The sequence below is a fragment of the Agrobacterium sp. ST15.16.055 genome, assembly GCF_027956555.1.
Lineage (GTDB): Bacteria > Pseudomonadota > Alphaproteobacteria > Rhizobiales > Rhizobiaceae > Agrobacterium > Agrobacterium salinitolerans.
Genome location: NZ_JAQKGN010000018.1, coordinates 31466 through 52845 on the forward strand (window position 1 = coordinate 31466; position 21380 = coordinate 52845).

Consider the following 21380-nt stretch of genomic DNA (forward strand, 5'->3'; position numbering starts at 1 on the left):
GGAGTACGGATGATCTTGCTTTATCAAACGCAGCAGCCGCCCGTTGGGGCGGCTGCTGTTTATCTGATGTTCTCTGTCAGCCTCAGGCGGCCTTTTCGAGTTCCTGTTTCCAGTTGCCCTTGGCGGCGAGGCTGTTCATCGCGGCGCGGTGCGTGAAGGCGCGCTGGCCGGCGGCGACGTTTTCCTGCTTGCCGCCCCAGGTCTTGAGGGCCGTATCCTGAAGCGCGCGGCCGTAGGAATAGGTCAGCGACCAGGGTAGGTCGTAGCCGGCATTCATGGCGGAGAGATGCGCCGTTGCCTCTTCGGAGGACTGGCCGCCGGAGAGGAAGGCGATGCCCGGAACGGCTGAGGGCACGGTGGCCTTCAGAACCTTCACGGTCTTTTCCGCCACTTCCTCGACGGAAGCCTTGCGGGCCTTCTTGCCGTCGATGATCATGTTCGGCTTGAGGATCATGCCTTCAAGGTTCACGCGGGCGTCGAACAGATCCGCAAACACGGTCTGCAAAACCCATTGCGTAACTTCCGCACAGCGGTCGATGTCATGCGTGCCGGGCTCGCCGTCCATCAGCACTTCAGGCTCGACGATTGGCACGATGTCCGCCTGCTGGCAGAGCGCGGCGTAACGGGCGAGCGACTGGGAGTTTGCCTTGATAGAGCCCCAGCTCGGACGCTGTTCACCGATAGTGATAACGCCGCGCCACTTGGCGAAGCGGGCGCCAGCTTCATGATATTTACGCAGGCGCTCGTAAAGACCGTCGAGGCCTTCGGTGATGAATTCATGCGGGTGGAAAGCCATAGGCTTGGCGCCAATATCCACCTTGATGCCCGGCAGGCTGCCGGCCGCCTTGATGATATCCACGAAAGGCGTGCCGTCGGCGGCCTTTTGGAACAGGGTCTCTTCATAGAGGATGACGCCGGAGATGTATTTCTTCATGGCGTCGTCGGAACGGAACAGCATTTCGCGATAATCGCGGCGGGCGGTCTCGGTCGACTCCAGATTGATGCTGTCGAAACGCTTTTTGATCGTTCCCGTGGATTCGTCGGCGGCGAGCAGGCCCTTGCCGTCGGCGACCATTTTGATTGCGATGTCTTCGAGACGTTCGGTCATTTGCTATTCTCCCAAGGCACAATAAATTTCCGATAACAGAAGTTCCAGGGCAGGGAAATGGCACGCTAACTCATTGAAACGATTGAAATCATTTCAATCGTTTGAAACTTTTCCTCCCGCGTGCACTTACCAAAAAACAAGGCCGGACAAGCATGGCTTGTCCGGCCTTGTGTCAGGCAAGTTAGATAAGTTTACTTGGCGGCGGAGAGGATGGCAACGCCCGGCAATTCCTTGCCTTCCATCCATTCGAGGAAGGCGCCGCCGGCCGTGGATACATAGGAAAAATCGTCCGAAACACCGGCATGGTTGAGCGCCGCGACGGTATCACCACCGCCTGCAACGGAGACGAGCTTGCCGGCCTTCGTGCATTCGGCGGCATGTTTTGCCGCAGCCACAGTCGCTGCATCAAAGGGCTCGATTTCAAAGGCGCCGAGCGGGCCGTTCCAGACCAGCGTTTCCGCACGGGAAATCCAGGCCTTGATGCTTTCAACCGATTTCGGGCCGACATCGAGAACCATGGCATCGGCGGGAATGGCGTTGATATCGACGGTTTCATTGGCCGCACCAGCCTTGAATTCGCGAGCCACCACGCCATCTTCCGGCAGCACGATGGCGCAGCCGGATGTCGCCGCCTCGATCATGATCTGCTTTGCGGTCTCGGCCAGATCATGCTCGCAGAGTGATTTGCCAACATTTGTGCCGCGTGCGGCGAGGAAGGTGTTGGCCATGCCGCCGCCGATGACGAGGGCGTCGACTTTCTTGACGAGGTTCATCAAGAGATCGATCTTGCTCGAAACCTTGGCGCCGCCGACGATGGCGACCACCGGACGGACCGGCTGGCCAAGACCCTTTTCCAGCGCCTCTAGCTCGGCCTGCATGGTGCGTCCGGCATAAGCGGGCAGGTGGCGCGCAAGTCCTTCGGTGGAGGCGTGGGCGCGGTGGGCGGCGGAGAAAGCGTCGTTCACATAGACATCGCCGTTGGCCGCCAGCGCCTCGACGAAGGTGGGATCGTTCTTTTCTTCGCCCTTGTGGAAGCGGGTGTTTTCCAGAAGCAGGATATCGCCGTCGTTCAGTTTCGCGACGGCGTCCGCCGCCGGTACGCCGATGCAGTCGGTCGCGAAGGAAACGGCGTGATCCAGCACTTCCTCGACGGCGGGCACGATCTGGGAGAGCGACATGTCGGCGACCGGTTCGCCCTTCGGACGGCCGAAATGAGCGAGCAGGATGACTTTCGCACCCTTGGAGGACAGCTCCAGAATGGTCGGCGCAACACGTTCGATACGGGTTGCGTCCGTCACCTTGCCATCCGCGACCGGCACGTTGAGATCAACGCGGACGAGAACGCGCTTTCCGGCAATGTCGTTGAGGTCGTCGAGGGTCTTGAAAGCGGGCATAGGTCGATCCTGATTTGTTGCGAGTTCGGCACGGACCATACTATGCCTGAATGCCGACGCAAGCGGGTCAGGTCTCATTTTCTCTCACTGTATTGGCAGGTGCCGGGGTGCTTTCTTCCAAGCCGGCGGGGCGCGGCTGGCGCTTCTCTGCGAGATAATGGCGCACACGGTTGAGGATTTCCGAAAAGCTGATGAAGATCGGCAGGCTGGTGGCCGGTTCTACCGGTTCGAGGGAGATGCCCACCCCGGTTATCGCCTCGTGTTCGTCCAGTGTGCGAACGATCAGAACGATGGAGCCGAGGCGCACGCGGTCGGCGTAAGCAGCCTTGCCGGCAAGGCGTGCTTCGATCAATTCTGCAACGCTCATCGTCTGTTCGGCGGCCGATAGCAAACCGGGACCATAGGCCGCGTCCAGTTCCTTCGCCGGGCGGGCGGGTGAGATCGCGAAGGTGCCGAAGAACTCGGCGTCGTCATCGGCAACCGGCAGGGCGCTGGCGAACAGCCGATCGATCAGGCGGGAATAGCCCGGTGCGATGAAGAGGTAGACGAGATCGTTCTCCCGCAGCCGCCCGGCATATTGATAGCGGATCGACTTGCCGTCGCGCACCACCAGCGAAGGCATGGCCCAGCGTGGAATGCGCTCGCCCTGCATGATGGCGCTGCCCTTCGCGACCCGGTAGGAGATCAGTTCATGATTGGCCGTGCCGGGAAGATCGACCTCCAGCTTGTCCACCTCGCCCATGCGCGGCGGCACGATCAGTCCGAGCCGTGTCGCCACGGGCTTGATGGTCCAGCCTTGCACGAGAAGTGACACCAGCACGATGATGAAGGCGGCGTTGAAATAAATCTGCGCATCGTCTAGCCCGCCGAGAATGGGCATGATGGCGAGCAGGATGGAGACGGCGCCGCGCAGGCCGACCCATGCCACGAAGGAGGTTTCCTGCTGGGTATAATTGAAGGGCATGAGGCTCAGCCAGACCGCAAGCGGGCGGGCGACGAAGATGAGGAAAAGCGCGAGCAGCACGGCCGGAATGGCGATTGCCGGAAATTGCGACGGGGTGGCGAGCAGGCCGAGCATCAGGAACATGATGATCTGTGCAAGCCAGGTCAGCCCCTCATGGAAACGGCGGATGGTTTCCTTGGCGAAAATCCGGCGGTTGCCGGCAACGATGCCAGCCACATAGACCGCCAGAAAACCGCTGCCGCCAATTGTACCGGTGAAAGAGAAGACCAGCAGCGCCAGTGCGAGCACGAAGATTGGAGCCAGTCCGCGGTCGGCGGCGAACCGATTGACGACGGTGGCGATCATGACGCCGCCGAGCAGGCCGAAAATCACGCCAAGCCCCATCTGCTCGATGAAAAGCAGCAGAAAGCCGCTGTCGATGCCGGCCAATCCCTGACCCTTGGCGATGATTTCAACCAGGGCAATGGTGAGGAAGATCGCCATTGGATCGTTGGTGCCGGATTCGACTTCCAGCGTCGAACGAACCTGATCGCGTATGTGGATGCCGCCGATGCGCAGCAGGAAGAATACGGCCGCCGCATCGGTGGAGGCGACGATGGCGCCAAGCAGCAGTCCTTCTAGCCAGGAAAGCCCAAGCAAAAGCGCCGCTGCGCCCGCAAAAAAAACGGATGTGAGGATGACGCCGACTGTGGCGAGAGTGACGGCGGGTGCGGCCGAAAGCCGGAAGGACTGGATGGACGTGCCGAAACCGGAATCGAAGAGGATGACGGCAAGCACCAGCGAGCCAAGCATATAGGCCAACGGATTGTTGGCGAATTGGATGCCGAGGCCGTCCACGCCGGCTGCAAGGCCGATCATCAGGAAAAGCAGGAGGAGAGGCGCGCCGAAGCGGAAGGCGATGAGGCTCGAAAACGCGGCGACGAGAACGAGAACAGTTGCGACCAGCAACAGAAGATAAAATGATTCCACGTCCACCCGCCTTACTCAAACCGCCTTGGCCGCTGCGATGATGGCTCTGCGCGTTTGCAGTCAATGCGCCACGGGTTGCGGTCTGTCACCGCTGTTTCGGGCGGCGTTGAAAGACGATGCAAGGCGGGGTGTATCGAATGATACGGCAGGGCCGCAGTGCATTGCGCACGACCATTATCCCTGTGTTTCTTGTCAGTCCCAAAATGGACCAGACAAAGGCAGGGAATCAGATTTTTTCCGGCGTGCAGGGAAAAATGCAAGGCGTGGAGACGCGGCGCATACCCCGCAAAAACAATTCACCTGCCCGTGTTTCAACGTAACATAGAGACAATGCAGCTGGGTTAGTTCTCGCCTCCGAATTGCTTTTTCATTACCGGAGCGATCGGATGAAACGGATAACTACCTTTATAATACTACTGGCCGCCGGCCCGATAGTTTCGGGTTGCTCGAGTACGGAGCAGACGGCGGCAAACATGGCCGCGCAACGAGAGCGCTGCCGCGTCTTCGGCTACTACGAAGGCTCGCGGGATTTCGCCGACTGCATGATGAAACTCTCCATGCAGCAAAGCGAATTGAGGCAACAGACTTTCGATACGATCTGGAGCAGCGCCGGGAACTCGGGTCCGGTCGTTATCAACAATAGAAAATGACGAGTGCGCGCGCCTCTTGCGGATGGATGAGGGACGGCTTGCATCGTCAATCGGCCGGTGACGGTTTTCGATCCGAAGCGCTCCGCCTTGTTTCGGGATCGACGCCGGCGGGATCCCTCAGTCCCGTCGGCATTTTTCAGGCAAACAAAAACCGGCAGGATTGCTCCTGCCGGTTCTTTTTATGGACGCGACGCCTGATTAGATGGTCTTCGCGAATGCGACAGCCGTGTCCGACATACGGTTGGAGAAGCCCCACTCGTTGTCGTACCAGGACAGGATGCGCACGAAATTGCCTTCCATGACCTTGGTCTGGTCGATTGCGAAGATCGAGGAATGGCTGTCGTGGTTGAAATCGCGGGAAACCAGCGGCTCGTCGGTGTAGCCGAGGATACCCTTCAGCTTGCCATTGGCGGCAGTCTTGATGGCTTCGTTGATTTCTTCAACCGTGGTGGCGCGCTTGGCAATGAACTTGAAGTCGACAACCGAAACATTCGGAGTCGGAACGCGGATCGACGTGCCGTCCAGCTTGCCCTTGAGGTGCGGCAGAACGAGGCCAACGGCCTTGGCGGCGCCGGTCGAAGTCGGGATCATGGACAGGGCTGCGGCGCGGGCACGGTACAGATCCTTGTGCATCGTGTCCAGCGTCGGCTGGTCGCCGGTGTAGGAGTGGATCGTGGTCATGAAGCCATGATCGATACCGACGACGTCATCGAGAACCTTCACGACCGGCACGAGGCAGTTGGTGGTGCAGGACGCATTGGAAATGACGAGGTGATCCTTGGTCAGCTGGTCGTCGTTGACGCCGAACACGACTGTCAGGTCCGCGCCGTCAGCCGGAGCCGAAACGATGACGCGCTTTGCGCCGGCCGTCAGGTGAGCGGCGGCCTTGTCGCGGGCGGTGAAGATGCCGGTGCATTCCAGCGCGATATCGACGCCGAGTTCCTTGTGCGGCAGCGTTGCCGGATCGCGAACGGCGGTCACCTTGATCGGCTTGCCGCCACCGACGGTGATCGTGTCGCCTTCGACCTTCACTTCGGCCGGGAACTTGCCGTGGATCGAATCGTAGCGCAGCAGGTGGGCGTTGGTCTCCACCGGGCCGAGGTCGTTGATGGCGACGACTTCGATATCGGTGCGGCCGGATTCGACGATGGCGCGCAGGACGTTACGGCCGATGCGGCCGAAGCCGTTAATGGCAACTTTTACAGTCATTTACAGTCTCCCGAACAAAAATGGGCGTGGTCTTTGCGGAGTGGTAAGGGCTTTTGAAGCCCTCACGCAAGTTTTGCCTCGACTGCGGCGACGACGGCTTCCGCCGTGATGCCGAAGTGCTTGAAGAGATCCTTCGCTGGCGCGGAAGCTCCAAAGGAGTGCATGCCGACGAATGCGCCATCGTTGCCGATGAAATAATCCCAGCCCTGGCGGATGGCGGCTTCCACCGCGATCTTGACCGGAGCCTTGCCGATGATGGCGTTGCGATAGGTTTCCGGCTGTTCCTTGAAAAGTTCGAAGCAGGGAACGGAAACGACACGGACGGAAACGCCGTTGTCCTTCAACGTTGCGGCGGCCTTCAGCGCCACTTCGACTTCCGAGCCGGATGCGAAGATTGAAACCTTGGCGTCGCTGGCGGAGACGATTTCGTAAGCGCCGTAAGCCGAGAGGTTCTTCTCTTCATATTCCTTGCGCGAAGGAGCCAGATTCTGGCGGGTAAGCGCCAGCGCCGAGGGACGGTGCTTCTGCTCGAGAGCCAGCTGCCAGCATTCCGCCGTCTCGGTTTCATCCGCCGGGCGGAAGACGAGCAGGTTCGGGATCGCGCGCAGAGCTGCGATCTGCTCGACCGGCTGGTGGGTCGGGCCGTCTTCGCCAACGCCGATGGAATCATGCGTCAGGACGTGGACGACGCGGATGCCCATGAGGGCAGCCAGACGGATCGACGGACGGCAGTAGTCCGAGAAGATCAGGAAGCCGCCGGCATAGGGAATGAGACCGCCATGCAGTGCGATACCGTTCATGGCAGCGGCCATGCCGTGTTCGCGGATGCCGTAATGCAGGTAACGACCGGAGAAATCCGTCGGGGTGATGGACTTCATCTGGCTGGTCTTGGTGTTGTTGGACGGCGTGAGGTCAGCAGAGCCGCCGATCATTTCCGGCAGCACGCCGTTGATGACTTCGAGCGAGTCTTCCGAGGCCTTGCGGGTCGCAACGGTCGGGTTGTTCTCGATGATCTTCTTCTTGAAGGCGTCGATCGAGCTGTCGAAGTTGCCCGTCAGGTCACCGGCGAAGCGGCGCTTGAATTCGGCCTTCTTAGCCGTCTCGGTGGCTTCGAGGCGTGCTTCCCAGTCCTGGCGGGTCTTGGTGGAGCGCAAGCCGGCGAGACGCCATGCGTCGAGCACATCTTCCGGAATGACGAAGGCTTCGGCTTCCCAGTTCAGGCTCTTGCGGGCGGCGGCGATTTCTTCTGCGCCGAGCGGGTTGCCGTGAACCTTGTGGGTGCCCTGCTTGTTGGGCGCGCCGAAACCGATGACGGTCTTGCAGGCGATGAAGGTCGGGCGGTCGGATTTCTGTGCGGCTTCGATGGCGGCGGCAATCGCGTCCGGATCGTGGCCATCGACGCGGATGGTGTTCCAGTGAACGGCCTGGAAGCGGGCGATCTGGTCGGTGCTGTCGGACAGGCCGACTTCGCCGTCGATGGTGATGTTGTTGTCATCCCAGAACAGAACGAGCTTGTTGAGCTTGAGATGGCCGGCAAGAGCGATGGCTTCGTGGCTGATGCCTTCCATGAGGCAGCCGTCGCCGCACAGGACATAGGTGAAGTGGCTCTGCAGGTCGGAGCCGAATTCCTCTTCCAGCTTGCGTTCGGCGATTGCCATGCCGACGGCGTTGGCGATGCCCTGGCCGAGCGGGCCGGTCGTCGTTTCAATGCCGGTCGCATGGCCATATTCGGGGTGGCCGGCGGTCTTGGAGCCGAACTGACGGAAACGTTTGATCTCGTCGATCGTCATGTCCTCGTAGCCCGTCAAATAGAGCAGCGAGTAAAGCAGCATCGAGCCATGCCCTGCCGATAGCACGAAGCGGTCGCGATCCGCCCAGAGCGGAGCCTTGGGATCGAATTTCAGGTAACGGGTGAAGAGAACGGTGGCGACATCGGCGGCGCCCATCGGCAGACCGGGATGGCCTGAATTGGCCTTCTCCACTGCATCCATGGCAAGAAAGCGGATCGCATTTGCCATCCGGTTGTGTTTGTCGCGAGAAATCATGGCTTTTCCGTCTGTTTCCGGGTGAAAGGAGATAGTTTTACGCAACTATCCAAAAAGCGGGTTGATCCATAGCAGGTGAGGCCGGCAAGTCAATAAATCCACGGGCGTTTGCGGTTCGTCCGAAGATAAAAATCGTTTAGAAAATCGGCTGTCACGATAAAATTCATGCGACAGAGGCTAGTGCTTCTTCGTTCATCCACAGAGCAAAACGCCTCAATGCACTGGTTTGATTGACGGGATGGTAAATCGGGTAATAACCTCTTGGATGTTGAAAAGGCCTGAAACCGGACGATTCGGCCGGTGGTGTGCGAGTTGGAAAAAACGATGTCGGCTGAGAAGACCGTACAATCTGCGCTGACGGAGCTGAATGCTGCCATCACAAATCTCGAAAACGCCATCGATATGCGTATCGAGCGGCAGAGGGAGACGGGCGAAATCGACAATGAGGTCAAGCGGGTCCATGTCGACCGCGCACGGCTGGCGCATGAGCTGGATCAGGCCGAGTTTCGCGCCAACCGTCTTGAAGAAGTCAATCGCGAGGTTTCCCGCCGGCTGGTAACGGCCATGGAGACGATCCGCGCGGTGCTGGATCGATAGGAGCGGTTTCATGGCCCAAGTCACTGTTATGATCGACGGCAAGGCCTATCGCATGGCGTGCGAGGCGGGACAGGAAGACCACCTGACCGATCTTGCCACGCGCTTCGATCGTTATGTCGGGCATCTCAAGAGCCAGTTCGGTGAGATCGGCGATCTTCGCCTGACCGTCATGGCGGGCATCATGGTGATGGACGAGTTGTCCGAACTAAATCGCAAGATCGAGAAGCTGGAAGGGGAGGTTGCATCCCTTTCTCTCAACCGCGACGGCATGGCCGAACACCAAGCGAAATCGGACGAAATGGTGGCGCTCGCCATCGGCGATCTGGCCGACCGCCTGAACGGGATTACCGAAAAACTGCTGGCGCGGCCGAAGCCCGCCGCGCATTGATGGCCTGAAGGGTTCTGAGGCGACAAAATTTCGCGCGCTGCCCTCTGGCGATTTCCTCCAATCCGTCCTATATCTGGGATGCGTTCTGCGCTTCCCGACAGGAACCACAATCCCTGGGGCCATACTCGATCCAAAGGGAGCTGTCCCTGGCCAGTCCCGTGGGGCTGGACACACGGTGCCCACCTACTTTTGTAGGCGCCCAGGATCGTAAATCTCCATCGGTCGCCGTGGATCGCGCTTGAAGTTTCGGATCACCCCCCGGGCTTCCCTGTACTCTTGATATATTCGACAGTCATTTTTCATAACTGCCGGACGCGGCTTTTTTATATTGCCGTCATTGCAATGGCGGAACAATTCCCTATTATCCGGATTGGTATGTCTGTCATGCCCTTTAAAAAAGGGTGCTGCGGTCAAAACCGCGACGTGCCGTTCAACAGCCCAAAGAGCTAAACTTGTTTACTGAAATTATGATCGTGGTCCTGCTCACCGTATTGAACGGTGTGCTTGCCATGTCCGAGCTTGCCGTTGTCTCCTCCAGACCGGCGAGGCTTAAGGTGCTTGCCGCGCAAGGCAGCAGGGGCGCTACCATGGCGCTCGGCCTTTCCGAAAATCCCGGGCGGTTCCTTTCCACGGTGCAGATCGGCATCACGCTGGTCGGCGTTCTCTCCGGTGCGTTTTCCGGCGCCACGCTTGGCGCCAGGTTCACCGGATGGCTTCTGGAGCAGGGTGTTCCCGATCGTGCCGCCGATGCCATCGGTGTCGGCTCCGTGGTCGTTGCCATTACCTATCTGTCGCTGATCGTCGGCGAGCTGGTGCCAAAGCAGATCGCCCTGCGCGATCCTGAAAAGATCGCTGCCCGTGTCGCGCCCACGATGGTGATGCTTTCACGTGTCGGCGCGCCGCTCGTGTGGCTGCTGGATAAATCCGGCAAGGTGGTTCTGGCAATTCTTGGCCATAGCGGTGAGTCCAACGCTTCGGTGACGGACGATGAAATCCGCACTGTTCTGGCTGAAGCCCATAGTGCCGGCGTGATCGAGACCGAGGAATCGGCAATGATCACCAGCGTCATGCGCCTTGCCGACCGCAATGCGCGCGGCCTGATGACGCCGCGTCGCGATGTGGAAGTGGTCGATATCGAAGACAGCGCGGAGGAAATCCGCGAGCAGCTTCGCCAGACGCAGCGTTCGCGCCTGCCGGTGCGCAACGGCGCCTCGGATGAAATTCTCGGCGTGCTTTTCGCCAAGGACGCTTTCGATGCGCTGGCTTCCGGCAAGGAACTCAATATTCGCGAGCTTCTGCGCGAAGTTCCGGTCGTATCGGATCTGACGAGCGCGGTTGATGTCATCCAGTCCCTGCGTCGCTCCACCGTGCACATGGTGCTGGTCTACGACGAATACGGTCATTTCGAAGGCATCATCAGCTCCGGCGATGTGCTGGAAGCCATCACCGGAGCCTTCCAGGAAGATGATGACGAGGAGCCGGCCATGGTCGAGCGCGAGGATGGTTCGTTCCTCGTCGCTGGCTGGATGCCCGCCGATGAGTTCGCTGATCGTATGGGCTTCCAGATCGACGAGGATGCCGAGTTCGAAACCGTTGCCGGTCTGGTTCTGGACGAATTCCGGCGCCTTCCGGAACTGGGCGAACACGTCACCCGCAATGGCTGGCGTTTCGAGGTCATCGATCTCGATGGCCACCGTATTGACAAGGTTCTCGTGAGCCGGGCCGCCTGATGCCCGGTGACGTTGCCGAAAAAGCAAGGTTGCGCGGCGAAAGGCTCGCCGTGCGCGATGCGCTGACGCTCGCGGAACGGCAGCAGAAAAGCCAGTCCATTGCGGCCCATGGCTCCGCTGGCATCCCCTTCACGCCGGGCGTCGTGATTTCCGGTTTCATGCCGATCCGCTCCGAGGCCGATACCCGGCCGCTGATGGAAGCGTTGCGGACAAGGGGCGGGCGTCTTGTCCTGCCCGTTGTGCTGGATCGTGAAACCATTGTCTTCCGCGCCTTTGAAACGGATACGCCACTGGTGAAAACCGGCTTCGGCACGACCGGGCCAGGCGAGGATGCGGCGGTTCTCGATCCGGACATTTTGCTCGTGCCTCTTTCTGTCTTCGATTGCAAAGGGCAGCGGGTCGGTTATGGCGCGGGTCATTATGACCGCGCCATCGCGCGGTTGCACGCCAGGGGCCGTCGGCCTGTTCTCATCGGCGTCGCCTTTGATTGTCAGGAAGTGGCGTCCGTCCCGGCGGAGCCGCATGATGTGCCGCTTCACGCCATTCTGACGGAAAGCGGCCTGCACTGGTTTTCCGCTCCGTCATCGATCTCCGATAGTGGGCAAAAGGTGCTTTAGCACTTTTTAAAAGATGGATTACCCGCTAGAGGGGACGGAATTTTTAAAACATGCGCAAGATCGGGGCGGGTGAATGAGGCTTCTTTTTCTCGGAGACATGGTTGGCAAGACCGGACGCACGGCTGTCTGGGAGCGATTGCCTGGGCTGATTTCCGATCTGAAGCTCGATTTCGTCATCGTCAATGGTGAAAACGCCGCCGGCGGTTTCGGCATTACCGAGGATATCTATCTCGAAACCATCAATGCCGGCGCCGATGTCGTGACCACCGGCAACCATGTCTGGGACCAGAAGGAAGCCGTTTCCTTCTGCGAGCGCCACGACCAATTCCTGCGGCCGGCCAATTATCCGGATGGGACGCCGGGCAAGGGTTCGGGCATTTTTTATGCCCGCAACGGCGCGCGTATCCTCGTCGCCAACATCATGGGCCGGGTGTTCATGCATCCGGAATTGGACGATCCCTTCAAGTCGGCGGAAACCATTCTTGCCGCCTGCCCGCTGAAGGAACAGGCCGACGCCATCATCTTCGATTTCCATGCGGAAGCGACGAGTGAAAAACAGTGTTTCGGCCATTTTGTGGATGGCCGCGCGAGCTTCGTTGTCGGCACGCATACCCATGTCCCGACGGCGGATGCGCAGATATTGAATGGCGGCACGGCCTACATGTCTGATGCCGGCATGTGCGGTGATTACGACAGCTCGCTTGGCATGGAGAAGGAAGAGCCGATCAACCGCTTCATTTCCAAAATGCCGAAGGGCCGTTTCGAGGCTGCGAGCGGGCCGGCGACGATCTGCGGCGTTGGCGTTGAGATTTCCGACCGCACCGGGCTTGCCGAAAAGATCGCGCCGCTGCGCATCGGCCCGCGGCTTTCGGAAACGCTGCCTTCCTTCTGGGCTTAAACTTCTGCGGTAAGCGTTCACAATGACGAGAGTCTGATCCTTTCGCCGTTCTTGTAACTGGACGCCCCGCAAAACCTGCCTCATCCTCCCAACCTTCGCAAGTTCAGGGGAGTGGCATGATGCTGCGCGTGCTAATGCTTGCAATGACAGGGCTGATCGCCTGTGCTGGAGCCGCCTTTTCGCAATCGGCAAGCAGGCCTCCAGTCAGCCAGTGCCAGGCGATCGCCAGCAACATTCCGGGGGTCATGTTCGCGAGCTTCAATCCGTCGGGTGTTCAGCTGGCGCAGGCGACGGCAAAGGAAGAGGTGAAGATCAGCTTCATCGGCCATTCCACCTATCTCATCGAAAGCCCCGGCGGTGTGACCATCGCCACCGACTATAACGGCGTCTATCGTCCGCCCGTCACGCCGACTGTCGTGACGATGAACCGGGCGCATTCGACGCATTTCACGCTCAATCCGGACCCGGCCATTCAATATGTGCTGCATGGCTGGAGTGATACGCCGGGAGAAAAAGCCGAGCACAGGATTCTGGTGGGCGATGTCTATATCCGCAATGTCGCAACCGACATCCGCAACCGCTGGGGAGATTACGAGTCCTTCCAGGAGAACGGCAATTCCATTTTCATATTCGAGGTTGCCGGGCTGTGCATCGGCCACCTGGGGCATCTGCATCATGAGTTGACGGATACGCATTATGCCGAGATCGGCCGTCTGGATGTTCTGATGGTGCCGGTGGATGGCGGCCTGACCATGGGGGCGGATAGCATGAGCCGGGTGGTCAAGCGCCTGCGCTCCGCCTTGATCTTGCCGATGCACCGCACCGGCCCGCCGCTGGAGCAGTTTCTGACGATGTTCGGGGAGAATTTCCAGATTGCCTACGCCACGGATTCGGTGATCCGGGTTTCGATGAGAAACCTTCCCCGCCAGCCGCAGATACTGGTGCCAAAAGGCATGTAGCATGGCGGCGGGCGAGGAAGGCCGGGGGAGCCGTTTCTCAGGCAAAGGTGAGATGCTGGCGAACGCCGACATCAGGCGTCTTGTCATCCGACATATTGGCCTTGGCGATTTCCCAGCCGAATTTCAGCGTGCTGTCGGTCGACGCCCAGATGTCTGCATCATCGACGTGAAGCGCCAGCATCGTCAGTTGGGGATCAGTCTTTCCATGCTCGTACCAGGCGGCGGTAACGGAATTCCAGTATTCGTCGATCTTCGCCATGTCGTCTCGCGCCTCCAGAATACCGGAGAGGCAGGCGTGGTAATCATGATCCTTGCCGACGACGCAGAAATGCGCGCGCGAGCCTGACTTCAGGGATTTTACGAGATCGGTATCCTTCTTGGAAAAAAACCAGATGGTGTTGGTCTTAGGGTCAGCATGAGGCGCCATGGGCTGCATGTGGTTGTGCAGTCCTTCGAGACCGAGCATGCCGGCATGGACGGAATTGATCTCGTCCCAGAGCTGGCGGGCCGGGGCTTCTCGTGCTTCAGTCAGGCTGACCATATGTTTTCTCCTTCCGGTCTGTTGCTGCGATGGAGAGAAATCATGTGCCCTTCCGTCGCGTTCATGATCAGAACGAAGAGCGGATAAATCAGTTCCTTCTGATGTTGCGGCAAGAGAAAGCGCTTGCGGGGTTGAATGGCGCGGCTATCGCACTTATAAGGCCCGCAATCTCCAAATTACGACAATCAGGTTTTCCATGGCTGGTCATTCACAGTTCAAGAACATCATGCACCGCAAGGGCAAGCAGGACTCCGTACGGTCCAAAATGTTTTCCAAGCTTGCGCGCGAAATCACCGTTGCGGCAAAGACGGGCATGCCCGACCCGAACATGAACCCGCGCCTGCGTCTGGCGATCCAGAACGCCAAGGCCCAGTCCATGCCGAAGGACAATATCGAGCGTGCGATCAAGAAGGCGTCCGGTGCGGACGGCGAAAACTATGATGAAGTTCGCTACGAGGGTTACGGCCCGGGTGGCGTTGCCGTCATCGTCGAAGCCCTGACCGACAACCGCAACCGCACCGCCTCCAACGTTCGCTCCATCTTCACCAAGGCCGGCGGTGCGCTTGGCGAAACCGGTTCGGTCTCCTTCTCCTTCGACCGCGTCGGCGAAATCTCCTACAAGGCTGAAGTCGGCGATGCCGACAAGGTCATGGAAGCCGCCATCGAGGCCGGTGCCGACGATGTAGAATCTTCCGAAGACGGCCACACCATCATCTGCGGTTTCGAAGCGATGAACGAGGTTTCCAAGGCGCTGGAAGGCGTGCTGGGCGAAGCCGAAAGCGTCAAGGCCATCTGGAAGCCGCAAAACACGGTGCCGGTGGATGAAGAAAAGGCGCAGTCACTAATGAAGCTCATCGACAATCTCGAAGACGATGACGACGTGCAGAACGTCTATTCCAACTTCGAAGTGTCCGAAGAAATTCTCGCCAAGCTTTCGGCCTGACGTCTCATGTTTCAAAAAAAGCCCCGATAGCGATCCGCTCCGGGGCTTTTTGTTTAGGCGGCCTTTTTTATAGAGGTTCGGACCTCTGCGAAAATCTCGAGCGACCGCAGCCGCTTTTCGATGTCATGGATCGGCATCGAGACAATCAGCTCATCCGCCTGCGTTTCCGCCAGGAAACCGTCGAGATGGCGCTGGATCGTCTCAGGCGAGCCCACGGCTGCGAAACGCAGCGTGTGTTCGACAGAGAAACGCTCCATCTCGTTCCAGTAATCGTCCATGCTGTGCACCGGCTTCGGAAACTGCGTGCGCACGTTGCGGCGCAGGTTGACGAATTGCTGCTGCGACGAAGTGAAGAGGTGTTGTGCCTCCTCGTCCGTATCGGCGCCGACCCCCATCACCCCCACCATCACATAGGGCTTGTCCAGTACTTCGGAAGGCTGGAAGCGCTCACGATAGATATGGATTGCTTCCATCAGCATATCGGGGGCGAAATGCGAGGCGAAGGAATAGGGCAGGCCTAGGGCTGCGGCGAGATGTGCGCTGTAGGTGCTGGAGCCGAGCAGCCAGAGGGGTACGTTGGAATTCATGCCCGGCACGGCAAGGATCGCCTGATCCGGCTGCGGCGGGCCGAGGTAACGCTGGAGTTCGACGATATCGTGCGGGAAGTTTTCCGCGCCGGCATCCAGGTTGCGGCGAAGCGCCCGTGCCGTGCGCATGTCAGTTCCGGGCGCGCGGCCGAGACCGAGATCGACACGGCCGGGAAGCAGCGCCGCAAGCGTGCCGAACTGCTCAGCGATGACGAGCGGGGAGTGGTTGGGCAACATGATGCCGCCGGAGCCGACGCGGATATGTTTCGTGGCCGCGCCCACATGGGCGATGACGAGCGATGTTGCCGCGCTGGCAATGCCCGGCATGCCGTGGTGCTCCGCCAGCCAGATGCGGTTATAGCCGTGCTCTTCAGCCTTGATCGCCATGCGGCGAGAGTTTTCGAGCGCCTCGCTGACGCTCTCGCCCTCGCCGATGGGCGAAAGGTCGAGAATGGAAAAGGGGATCATCCGACGCTCCTGCGAAATTGAAATCTTTGCTGCGGATGTAAGGCGCGTGGCCCGATTTACCAGAGAAGTCGCGCAGAATTGAAGGATGGTTCAAAAAAATTGGGGCCTCCGAAGAGGCCCCGGTCTTTTGCCTATCGACCGTCTCAGCCCGCCCGCCGGAATTGCCGGTTCGCGCGATGTCCAGCGGCCGCATTCTCCGGAGCCATTACGAACTGTCCGAGCCTGCCGTCCATTTCGCCCGCTTCGGAGGCGAGATTGTGAATGGCGGCCGTCGTTTCTTCCACCATGGCGGCATTCTGTTGGGTCATGGTGTCGAGGCTTGTGACGGTGCTGTTGATTTCCGAGAGCGTATGCGCCTCCTCGCGGGTGGATTCCATGATCTCCTCAATGCGCGCGCTGATGGTCTGGACATGCTTGCCGATGCCGGAGAGCGACGTGCCTGCTTTTTCCACCAGCGCCACGCCGGCGGAAACCTCGTCGGTGGAGCGTTTCAGCAGACTGGTGATTTCTTTTGCGGCCGCCGCGGATCGCTGCGCCAGTTCGCGCACTTCCTGCGCCACGACCGCAAAGCCCTTGCCGGCTTCGCCTGCGCGGGCTGCTTCCACGCCTGCATTGAGGGCGAGAAGATTGGTCTGGAAGGCAATTTCGTCGATAACGCCGATGATCTGGTTGATCTGGCGCGACGAGGTCTGGATCGCTTCCATGGCGGCGATTGTCTGCTCCATCACGCGGCTGGATGCCGTGGCCTCTGCACTGGCGTCGCGCGCGATCCGCGTTGCCTGTTCGGCGCGTTCGATCTGGTCGCGGACGGCTTCGGTGATCGCCTTGATAGCGCTTGCCGTTTCGGTGATGGAAGCTGCCTGCCGCTCGGTGCGTTCGGCGAGCTGGTCAGCGCCCACCCGCATTTCCTCGGAGCCGCCACGAACGGCGGCGGAATTGCCGCCGATGGCCTGCATGGTTTCGCTGAGCCGGGAAAGCGCCGTGTTGAAGTTATGGCGCAGGCTTTCCAGATCTTCGGGGAAGATGGTTTCTATACGATAGGCGAGGTTGCCGTTCGCCAACCGGTCCAGCCCCTCATCCAGCGATTGCACGACCATCTGCAGAGTGCCTGCCTCGGCCTCACGCTCGGCAAGATGCGCGCGCCGCGCCGTTTCGGCTTCCTCCCGCGTGCGCGAAGCAGTCTCTTCCATTTCCCGTTGAAGGATGAGTTTTTCACGGAAACTTCCGAGCGCTCGTGCCATACGGCCAATCTCGTCCTTCCGGTCCTGATTGCCGATTTCGGCATCGAGACGGCCCGCTGCCACTTCGCCGGTCAATCCTGCAAGCTTTTCCAGCGGTGCGAACAGACGCCGCGCGAAGAAGGCCGTCGCCGCGCACATCGCGGCCAGAACGCAAAGGCCGATCATGGCAAGCGTGCCGGCAATTGAAACCGAGCCCGCATTCAATTCACTGCGCAGCATGCTTTCCACCGCCAGATATTTTTCACCGGCGAAAGAGAAAGGGCGGGCATAGGCATTGGCCTCGCCATCCGCACGGTCGATCTTGGCAATCGTCATGCCTGTCGCATTCAACGCCTGCCCGTGGAAGCCATAGATTGCCGGATCGAGGCCAACCAGCCTGTTGCCCTCCACGCCGATAACCTTGCCATCGGCGGACACGATTGCGGATTGTTCGGAACTGCCGGCCGTCACACCCTTCGTGAGGATCTGGCTGAAGACCTCTTCCTTGACCCGGAAGAGAACGACGCCCTTGAACGCGCCGAATTTGACGACCGGAACGCCGAAATAAACGCCGGCCTCTTTCGTGGCCGCATCGATGCGCAGGCCGGAGAAGCTGGTCTGTGCCATGTCGTTCACGGCCTTTTCGGCATTCGCAGCGCCGCGTGCGAAGGCCGCGCCGAGGCCGCTTTCCGCCCAGGCGCCGCCTGCGACGGTCTCCCCGAAGGCCGGTCCTTTCAGGTAGGAATAATAGACTGTGCCGGCCGGATCGATGAAGAGGACGTCGCTGAACGGCGTTTCCTGCAAATAACCGCCAATATCCGTCTGGGTCTTCTCGTGGGTCGAATAATAAAAGCCGCTCGGGCTTTCCGGCTTGATCAGCTTTTCCTTTTCGTTGAAGGGGTTTTCCCTGACGAAGACGCGCTGCAGTTCCGCCTTCGCGTCGCCGGAGTTCTTCTGCACGGTTGCCCAGCCGCTGCGCATGGAAACAACGGCCATCTGCAGCGATTCGATCTTGGCGATGGAATCCGCCTGTGTTTTCAGCTGCTCAAGACGCTCCTGGAGCATGTCGCCACGAAAGACGAGAATGCTCTCCATGGATTTCGACGCCTGTTCTTCGAGAACGCCGCTGCTGCTCTGATAGCCGAGAAGTGTCAGAGCCCCGGTCGAGATCGCCATAAGCGCCAGGAAAATCGCCAGCACTTTGGTGGATATGGAATGAAAACGGTTCAACATGGCCGATGCAGCCCTCAATGCCGGATCAGTTCCCGCGCCATGCATGCATGGCGCCATCGGACGGCTGATATGGCGAACATATTGCGCTGCGGATCGTCATGTCCGCAGCTCCCCTTTTTTTGATTTTGTGGGGGAACAATGCGACACGCGGTTTAAGCAGAGGTAAATGCTGCACTGCAAATTTGACGAATGTTGTCGTTTTGTTCACTTATGGCTGGCAGGGTCGCAGCCGGAAAGATAAGGTGCCTCATGCAACAGACGATTCGAATCATCGGTATTGACCCCGGATTAAGGCGTACCGGCTGGGGGGTGATCGACACCCTCGGAAACAGCCTGCGGTTTGTCGCCTCCGGCACGGTGACGTCGGACGGTGATTTGGATCTGGCCTCCCGGCTCTGCCAGTTGCATGACGGGCTAGCGGATATCGTGCACAGCCATCGGCCCGACGAGGCGGCGGTGGAGCAGACTTTCGTGAACAAGGATGCGGTTGCGACCTTGAAACTCGGTCAGGCGCGCGGCATCGCCATGCTGGTTCCGGCACGCGCAGGACTGCCGGTCTTCGAATATGCGCCGAACGCGGTCAAGAAGGCCGTGATCGGCGTCGGGCACGGCGAAAAGCAGCAAATTCACATGATGCTGAAAATCCTGATGCCGAAGGCCGAATTCAAGGGTAACGATGCGGCGGACGCGCTCGCCATCGCCATCTGCCACGCCCATAATCGCGGCGGTGACAGGATGCGGCGACTGCTGGCGGCCGGTTAATATTTAAAGTCTCATTGCAGCGGGCGGCATCATGATCGGAAAACTGAAAGGCAGCATCGAGGAAATCGGCGCGGACTATGTGCTGGTGGATGTGCACGGCGTCTGTTACGTGGCCTATTGTTCGGCGCGCACGCTGGCGAAAATCGGCTCCGTCGGCGAGGCGGTGGTGCTGTTCATCGAAACCTATGTGCGTGAGGACCAGCTGAAGCTTTTCGGCTTTCTTTCGGCGCTGGAGCGGGAATGGTTCAACCTGCTGCAGAGCGTGCAGGGGGTGGGCTCGAAAGTGGCCTTGGCCGTGCTTTCCACGCTGTCGCCCTCCGAATTGGCCAATGCCATTGCGCTACAGGACAAAACGATGATCTCACGCGCACCGGGCGTCGGGCCGAAGGTGGCGGTGCGTCTTGTGACCGAGCTTCGCAACAAGGCGCCTGCCTTCGCAGGAGAGGCTTCCGCCTCGATCGGACTGAAGCAGGAGCTTGGCGAAGGCGTCGCATCCGCGCCGGTTGCGGATGCCGTCTCCGCGCTTACCAATCTCGGCTATTCGCGTGACCAGGCCGCCAATGCGGTTGCCGCCGCGCTGAAGAACGGCGGTGAGGGCGGCGACAGCGCCAAGCTAATCCGGCTCGGGCTGAAAGAGCTTTCGCGGTAAGGACGCCCGTCAAGCGGATATGGAGCCCGGTCTATCCTGAATTTCGTGAAGCGCTTTGAAGCGATAGTCGTGATATAGGGGCGACGACCACCTGATGAATTCGGTTAGAACAATGGAATGCCCTGAATGAGCGATGCGGAGAGACTGATCACCCCCGAAAAGCGCGGTGAGGACATCGACACCACCCTGCGTCCGCAATCGTTGGACGATTTTACCGGCCAGGCGGAGGCCCGCGCCAATCTCAAGGTATTTATCGAGGCGGCCAAGAACCGTGGCGAAGCGCTGGATCATGTGCTGTTCGTCGGCCCGCCCGGTCTCGGCAAGACCACGCTGGCGCAGATCATGGCCAAGGAACTTGGCGTCAACTTCAAATCCACCTCCGGGCCTGTCATCGCCAAAGCGGGTGATCTCGCCGCACTTCTCACCAATCTGGAAGAGCGCGATGTGCTCTTCATCGATGAAATCCACCGCCTCAATCCGGCGGTGGAAGAAATTCTCTATCCGGCAATGGAGGATTTCCAGCTCGACCTCATCATCGGTGAAGGACCGGCGGCGCGCTCGGTGAAGATCGATCTTTCCAAATTCACCCTTGTGGCCGCGACGACCCGTCTGGGGCTTTTGACGACGCCGCTGCGCGACCGTTTCGGAATTCCCGTCCGGTTGGCTTTCTATACCGTCGATGAGCTGGAACTGATCGTCCGGCGCGGCGCGCGGCTGATGGGATTGAACATGACCGACGAAGGCGCGCGCGAGGTCGCAAGGCGCGCCCGCGGCACGCCGCGTATCGCCGGGCGGCTATTGCGCCGCGTGCGCGATTTCGCCGAGGTGGCGCGGGCGGAAGCCGTTACCCGCGAGATCGCCGATGAGGCTTTGACGCGGCTTCTGGTCGACAATATGGGCCTCGACCAGCTGGACATGCGTTATCTGACCATGATCGCCGTCAACTTCGGCGGCGGTCCTGTCGGCATCGAGACCATCGCCGCGGGCCTTTCGGAACCGCGCGACGCCATCGAGGACATTATCGAGCCCTATATGATCCAGCAGGGTTTCATCCAGCGCACGCCGCGCGGGCGTATCCTGACCGCGACAGCCTGGAAACATTTGGGCATGCAACCGCCGAAGGATCTCGAGGCGGCGCAGTTCCGGCTGACGCTGGAAGATGATTGAGGGAACAAAGCAGACTTGTCGGCCTTGATCGTCTTTTAAACGGAGATGATCATGTCGGCATATCGCAAGGGTACGAAGGTTCGCTGGAAATGGGGTAATGGAACCGGCGAAGGAAAAATCGTCGAGATCTTCACGGAAGATGTGGAGAAGACGATTTCCGGTTCCAAGATAAAGCGCAAGGCAAGCAAGGACGAACCCGCCTATTTCATCGAACAGAACGATGGTGCGAAGGTTCTCAAGAGCAAATCCGAGCTTGAACACGCCGATTGAAAGGCGCCGCAT

Annotated in this window: 20 protein-coding genes and 1 other RNA gene; 13 read left to right on the forward strand and 8 right to left on the reverse strand. The window is 59.7% G+C overall.

Annotated features, from left to right (window positions below):
* Window positions 1–82: 82 nt before the first annotated feature.
* The 3 genes from PL599_RS20180 to PL599_RS20190 all read right to left on the reverse strand — a co-directional run bounded on the left by PL599_RS20180 (window position 83) and on the right by PL599_RS20190 (window position 4435).
* Window positions 83–1108 (reverse strand): class I fructose-bisphosphate aldolase, encoded by a 1026-nt coding sequence (locus PL599_RS20180; RefSeq protein ID WP_003523197.1) that lies wholly within the window; start codon window positions 1106–1108, stop codon window positions 83–85.
* Window positions 1109–1299: 191 nt separating this feature from the next.
* The gene (locus PL599_RS20185; RefSeq protein ID WP_077984868.1) at window positions 1300–2502 is read right to left on the reverse strand and encodes a phosphoglycerate kinase; all 1203 of its coding nucleotides are present in this window, start codon (window positions 2500–2502) and stop codon (window positions 1300–1302) included.
* 67 nt (window positions 2503–2569) lie between these two features.
* Window positions 2570–4435, reverse strand: a complete 1866-nt coding sequence (locus tag PL599_RS20190) for a potassium/proton antiporter (protein WP_269823809.1) — start codon at window positions 4433–4435, stop codon at window positions 2570–2572.
* A gap of 473 nt (window positions 4436–4908) precedes the next feature.
* Here PL599_RS20190 and PL599_RS20195 point away from each other — a divergent pair, with 473 nt between their 5' ends.
* Window positions 4909–5085 carry a hypothetical protein gene (locus tag PL599_RS20195; protein ID WP_244614297.1) on the forward strand — a complete coding sequence of 59 codons (177 nt, stop codon included), beginning with the start codon at window positions 4909–4911 and terminating at the stop codon, window positions 5083–5085.
* Window positions 5086–5283: 198 nt separating this feature from the next.
* On the opposite strand, the gene gap is transcribed toward PL599_RS20195, so the two are convergent.
* Window positions 5284–6294: a type I glyceraldehyde-3-phosphate dehydrogenase gene (gene gap, locus PL599_RS20200; protein ID WP_137411395.1), complete on the reverse strand. Its 1011-nt coding sequence runs from the start codon at window positions 6292–6294 to the stop codon at window positions 5284–5286.
* Window positions 6295–6356: 62 nt separating this feature from the next.
* Window positions 6357–8339: a transketolase gene (gene tkt / locus PL599_RS20205; protein ID WP_077985291.1), complete on the reverse strand. Its 1983-nt coding sequence runs from the start codon at window positions 8337–8339 to the stop codon at window positions 6357–6359.
* Between the two features lie 324 nt (window positions 8340–8663).
* Between tkt and PL599_RS20210 the strand changes: the two genes are divergently transcribed.
* The 7 genes from PL599_RS20210 (at window position 8664) to PL599_RS20240 (ending at window position 13528) form a co-directional block, all read left to right on the forward strand.
* Complete coding sequence (locus PL599_RS20210) at window positions 8664–8936, forward strand: DUF4164 domain-containing protein (RefSeq protein ID WP_003506205.1); 273 nt, start codon at window positions 8664–8666, stop codon at window positions 8934–8936.
* Window positions 8937–8946: 10 nt separating this feature from the next.
* Entirely contained in the window at window positions 8947–9324 is a 378-nt protein-coding gene (locus PL599_RS20215; protein WP_080795010.1) for a cell division protein ZapA, read from the forward strand.
* Window positions 9325–9403: 79 nt separating this feature from the next.
* A non-coding RNA gene (ssrS, locus tag PL599_RS20220) (6S RNA) lies at window positions 9404–9562 on the forward strand.
* 229 nt (window positions 9563–9791) lie between these two features.
* A complete protein-coding gene (locus tag PL599_RS20225) occupies window positions 9792–11054 on the forward strand; it encodes a hemolysin family protein (protein WP_162520614.1) in 1263 nt (420 codons plus the stop codon).
* On the forward strand, window positions 11054–11671 hold the full coding sequence (locus tag PL599_RS20230) for a 5-formyltetrahydrofolate cyclo-ligase (protein ID WP_137411397.1): 618 nt from the start codon (window positions 11054–11056) through the stop codon (window positions 11669–11671). Before PL599_RS20225 ends, PL599_RS20230 begins: the two co-directional genes overlap by 1 nt.
* A 73-nt stretch (window positions 11672–11744) precedes the next feature.
* Window positions 11745–12569, forward strand: a complete 825-nt coding sequence (locus tag PL599_RS20235) for a TIGR00282 family metallophosphoesterase (protein ID WP_077985287.1) — start codon at window positions 11745–11747, stop codon at window positions 12567–12569.
* A gap of 116 nt (window positions 12570–12685) precedes the next feature.
* Window positions 12686–13528 (forward strand): MBL fold metallo-hydrolase, encoded by an 843-nt coding sequence (locus PL599_RS20240; RefSeq protein ID WP_269823808.1) that lies wholly within the window; start codon window positions 12686–12688, stop codon window positions 13526–13528.
* A gap of 37 nt (window positions 13529–13565) precedes the next feature.
* Here PL599_RS20240 and PL599_RS20245 read toward each other — a convergent pair whose 3' ends face one another.
* A complete protein-coding gene (locus PL599_RS20245) occupies window positions 13566–14069 on the reverse strand; it encodes a pyridoxamine 5'-phosphate oxidase family protein (protein WP_269823807.1) in 504 nt (167 codons plus the stop codon).
* 196 nt (window positions 14070–14265) lie between these two features.
* Between PL599_RS20245 and PL599_RS20250 the strand changes: the two genes are divergently transcribed.
* Complete coding sequence (locus tag PL599_RS20250) at window positions 14266–15012, forward strand: YebC/PmpR family DNA-binding transcriptional regulator (protein ID WP_003523214.1); 747 nt, start codon at window positions 14266–14268, stop codon at window positions 15010–15012.
* A 53-nt stretch (window positions 15013–15065) separates the two neighbouring features.
* Here PL599_RS20250 and PL599_RS20255 read toward each other — a convergent pair whose 3' ends face one another.
* Both PL599_RS20255 and PL599_RS20260 read right to left on the reverse strand, forming a co-directional pair.
* Window positions 15066–16067: an LLM class flavin-dependent oxidoreductase gene (locus PL599_RS20255; RefSeq protein ID WP_173991081.1), complete on the reverse strand. Its 1002-nt coding sequence runs from the start codon at window positions 16065–16067 to the stop codon at window positions 15066–15068.
* Between the two features lie 143 nt (window positions 16068–16210).
* Window positions 16211–18520 carry a methyl-accepting chemotaxis protein gene (locus PL599_RS20260; RefSeq protein ID WP_269834073.1) on the reverse strand — a complete coding sequence of 770 codons (2310 nt, stop codon included), beginning with the start codon at window positions 18518–18520 and terminating at the stop codon, window positions 16211–16213.
* A 249-nt stretch (window positions 18521–18769) separates the two neighbouring features.
* Between PL599_RS20260 and ruvC the strand changes: the two genes are divergently transcribed.
* From ruvC to PL599_RS20280, 4 genes are all read left to right on the forward strand, one after another.
* Window positions 18770–19282, forward strand: coding sequence for a crossover junction endodeoxyribonuclease RuvC (gene ruvC, locus PL599_RS20265; protein ID WP_077985356.1), 513 nt, complete (start codon window positions 18770–18772; stop codon window positions 19280–19282).
* Window positions 19283–19313: 31 nt separating this feature from the next.
* A complete protein-coding gene (gene ruvA, locus PL599_RS20270; protein ID WP_077985283.1) occupies window positions 19314–19931 on the forward strand; it encodes a Holliday junction branch migration protein RuvA in 618 nt (205 codons plus the stop codon).
* 126 nt (window positions 19932–20057) lie between these two features.
* Window positions 20058–21098, forward strand: a complete 1041-nt coding sequence (ruvB, locus tag PL599_RS20275) for a Holliday junction branch migration DNA helicase RuvB (protein ID WP_077985282.1) — start codon at window positions 20058–20060, stop codon at window positions 21096–21098.
* 51 nt (window positions 21099–21149) lie between these two features.
* Complete coding sequence (locus PL599_RS20280; protein WP_137411402.1) at window positions 21150–21368, forward strand: DUF2945 domain-containing protein; 219 nt, start codon at window positions 21150–21152, stop codon at window positions 21366–21368.
* The last annotated feature ends 12 nt before the right edge of the window (window positions 21369–21380 follow it).

Excerpts from the sequence above, each read along its gene's own strand:
- PL599_RS20180 (WP_003523197.1), bottom strand. The coding sequence starts at position 1,108 with ATGACCGAACGTCTCGAAGACATCGCAATCAAAATGGTCGCCGACGGC.
- PL599_RS20185 (WP_077984868.1), bottom strand. The coding sequence starts at position 2,502 with ATGCCCGCTTTCAAGACCCTCGACGACCTCAACGACATTGCCGGAAAG.
- PL599_RS20195 (WP_244614297.1), top strand. The coding sequence starts at position 4,909 with ATGGCCGCGCAACGAGAGCGCTGCCGCGTCTTCGGCTACTACGAAGGC.
- gap (WP_137411395.1), bottom strand. The coding sequence starts at position 6,294 with ATGACTGTAAAAGTTGCCATTAACGGCTTCGGCCGCATCGGCCGTAAC.
- tkt (WP_077985291.1), bottom strand. The coding sequence starts at position 8,339 with ATGATTTCTCGCGACAAACACAACCGGATGGCAAATGCGATCCGCTTT.
- PL599_RS20210 (WP_003506205.1), top strand. The coding sequence starts at position 8,664 with ATGTCGGCTGAGAAGACCGTACAATCTGCGCTGACGGAGCTGAATGCT.
- PL599_RS20215 (WP_080795010.1), top strand. The coding sequence starts at position 8,947 with ATGGCCCAAGTCACTGTTATGATCGACGGCAAGGCCTATCGCATGGCG.
- PL599_RS20225 (WP_162520614.1), top strand. The coding sequence starts at position 9,792 with ATGATCGTGGTCCTGCTCACCGTATTGAACGGTGTGCTTGCCATGTCC.
- PL599_RS20230 (WP_137411397.1), top strand. The coding sequence starts at position 11,054 with ATGCCCGGTGACGTTGCCGAAAAAGCAAGGTTGCGCGGCGAAAGGCTC.
- PL599_RS20235 (WP_077985287.1), top strand. The coding sequence starts at position 11,745 with ATGAGGCTTCTTTTTCTCGGAGACATGGTTGGCAAGACCGGACGCACG.
- PL599_RS20240 (WP_269823808.1), top strand. The coding sequence starts at position 12,686 with ATGATGCTGCGCGTGCTAATGCTTGCAATGACAGGGCTGATCGCCTGT.
- PL599_RS20245 (WP_269823807.1), bottom strand. The coding sequence starts at position 14,069 with ATGGTCAGCCTGACTGAAGCACGAGAAGCCCCGGCCCGCCAGCTCTGG.
- PL599_RS20250 (WP_003523214.1), top strand. The coding sequence starts at position 14,266 with ATGGCTGGTCATTCACAGTTCAAGAACATCATGCACCGCAAGGGCAAG.
- PL599_RS20255 (WP_173991081.1), bottom strand. The coding sequence starts at position 16,067 with ATGATCCCCTTTTCCATTCTCGACCTTTCGCCCATCGGCGAGGGCGAG.
- PL599_RS20260 (WP_269834073.1), bottom strand. The coding sequence starts at position 18,520 with ATGTTGAACCGTTTTCATTCCATATCCACCAAAGTGCTGGCGATTTTC.
- ruvC (WP_077985356.1), top strand. The coding sequence starts at position 18,770 with ATGCAACAGACGATTCGAATCATCGGTATTGACCCCGGATTAAGGCGT.
- ruvA (WP_077985283.1), top strand. The coding sequence starts at position 19,314 with ATGATCGGAAAACTGAAAGGCAGCATCGAGGAAATCGGCGCGGACTAT.
- ruvB (WP_077985282.1), top strand. The coding sequence starts at position 20,058 with ATGAGCGATGCGGAGAGACTGATCACCCCCGAAAAGCGCGGTGAGGAC.
- PL599_RS20280 (WP_137411402.1), top strand. The coding sequence starts at position 21,150 with ATGTCGGCATATCGCAAGGGTACGAAGGTTCGCTGGAAATGGGGTAAT.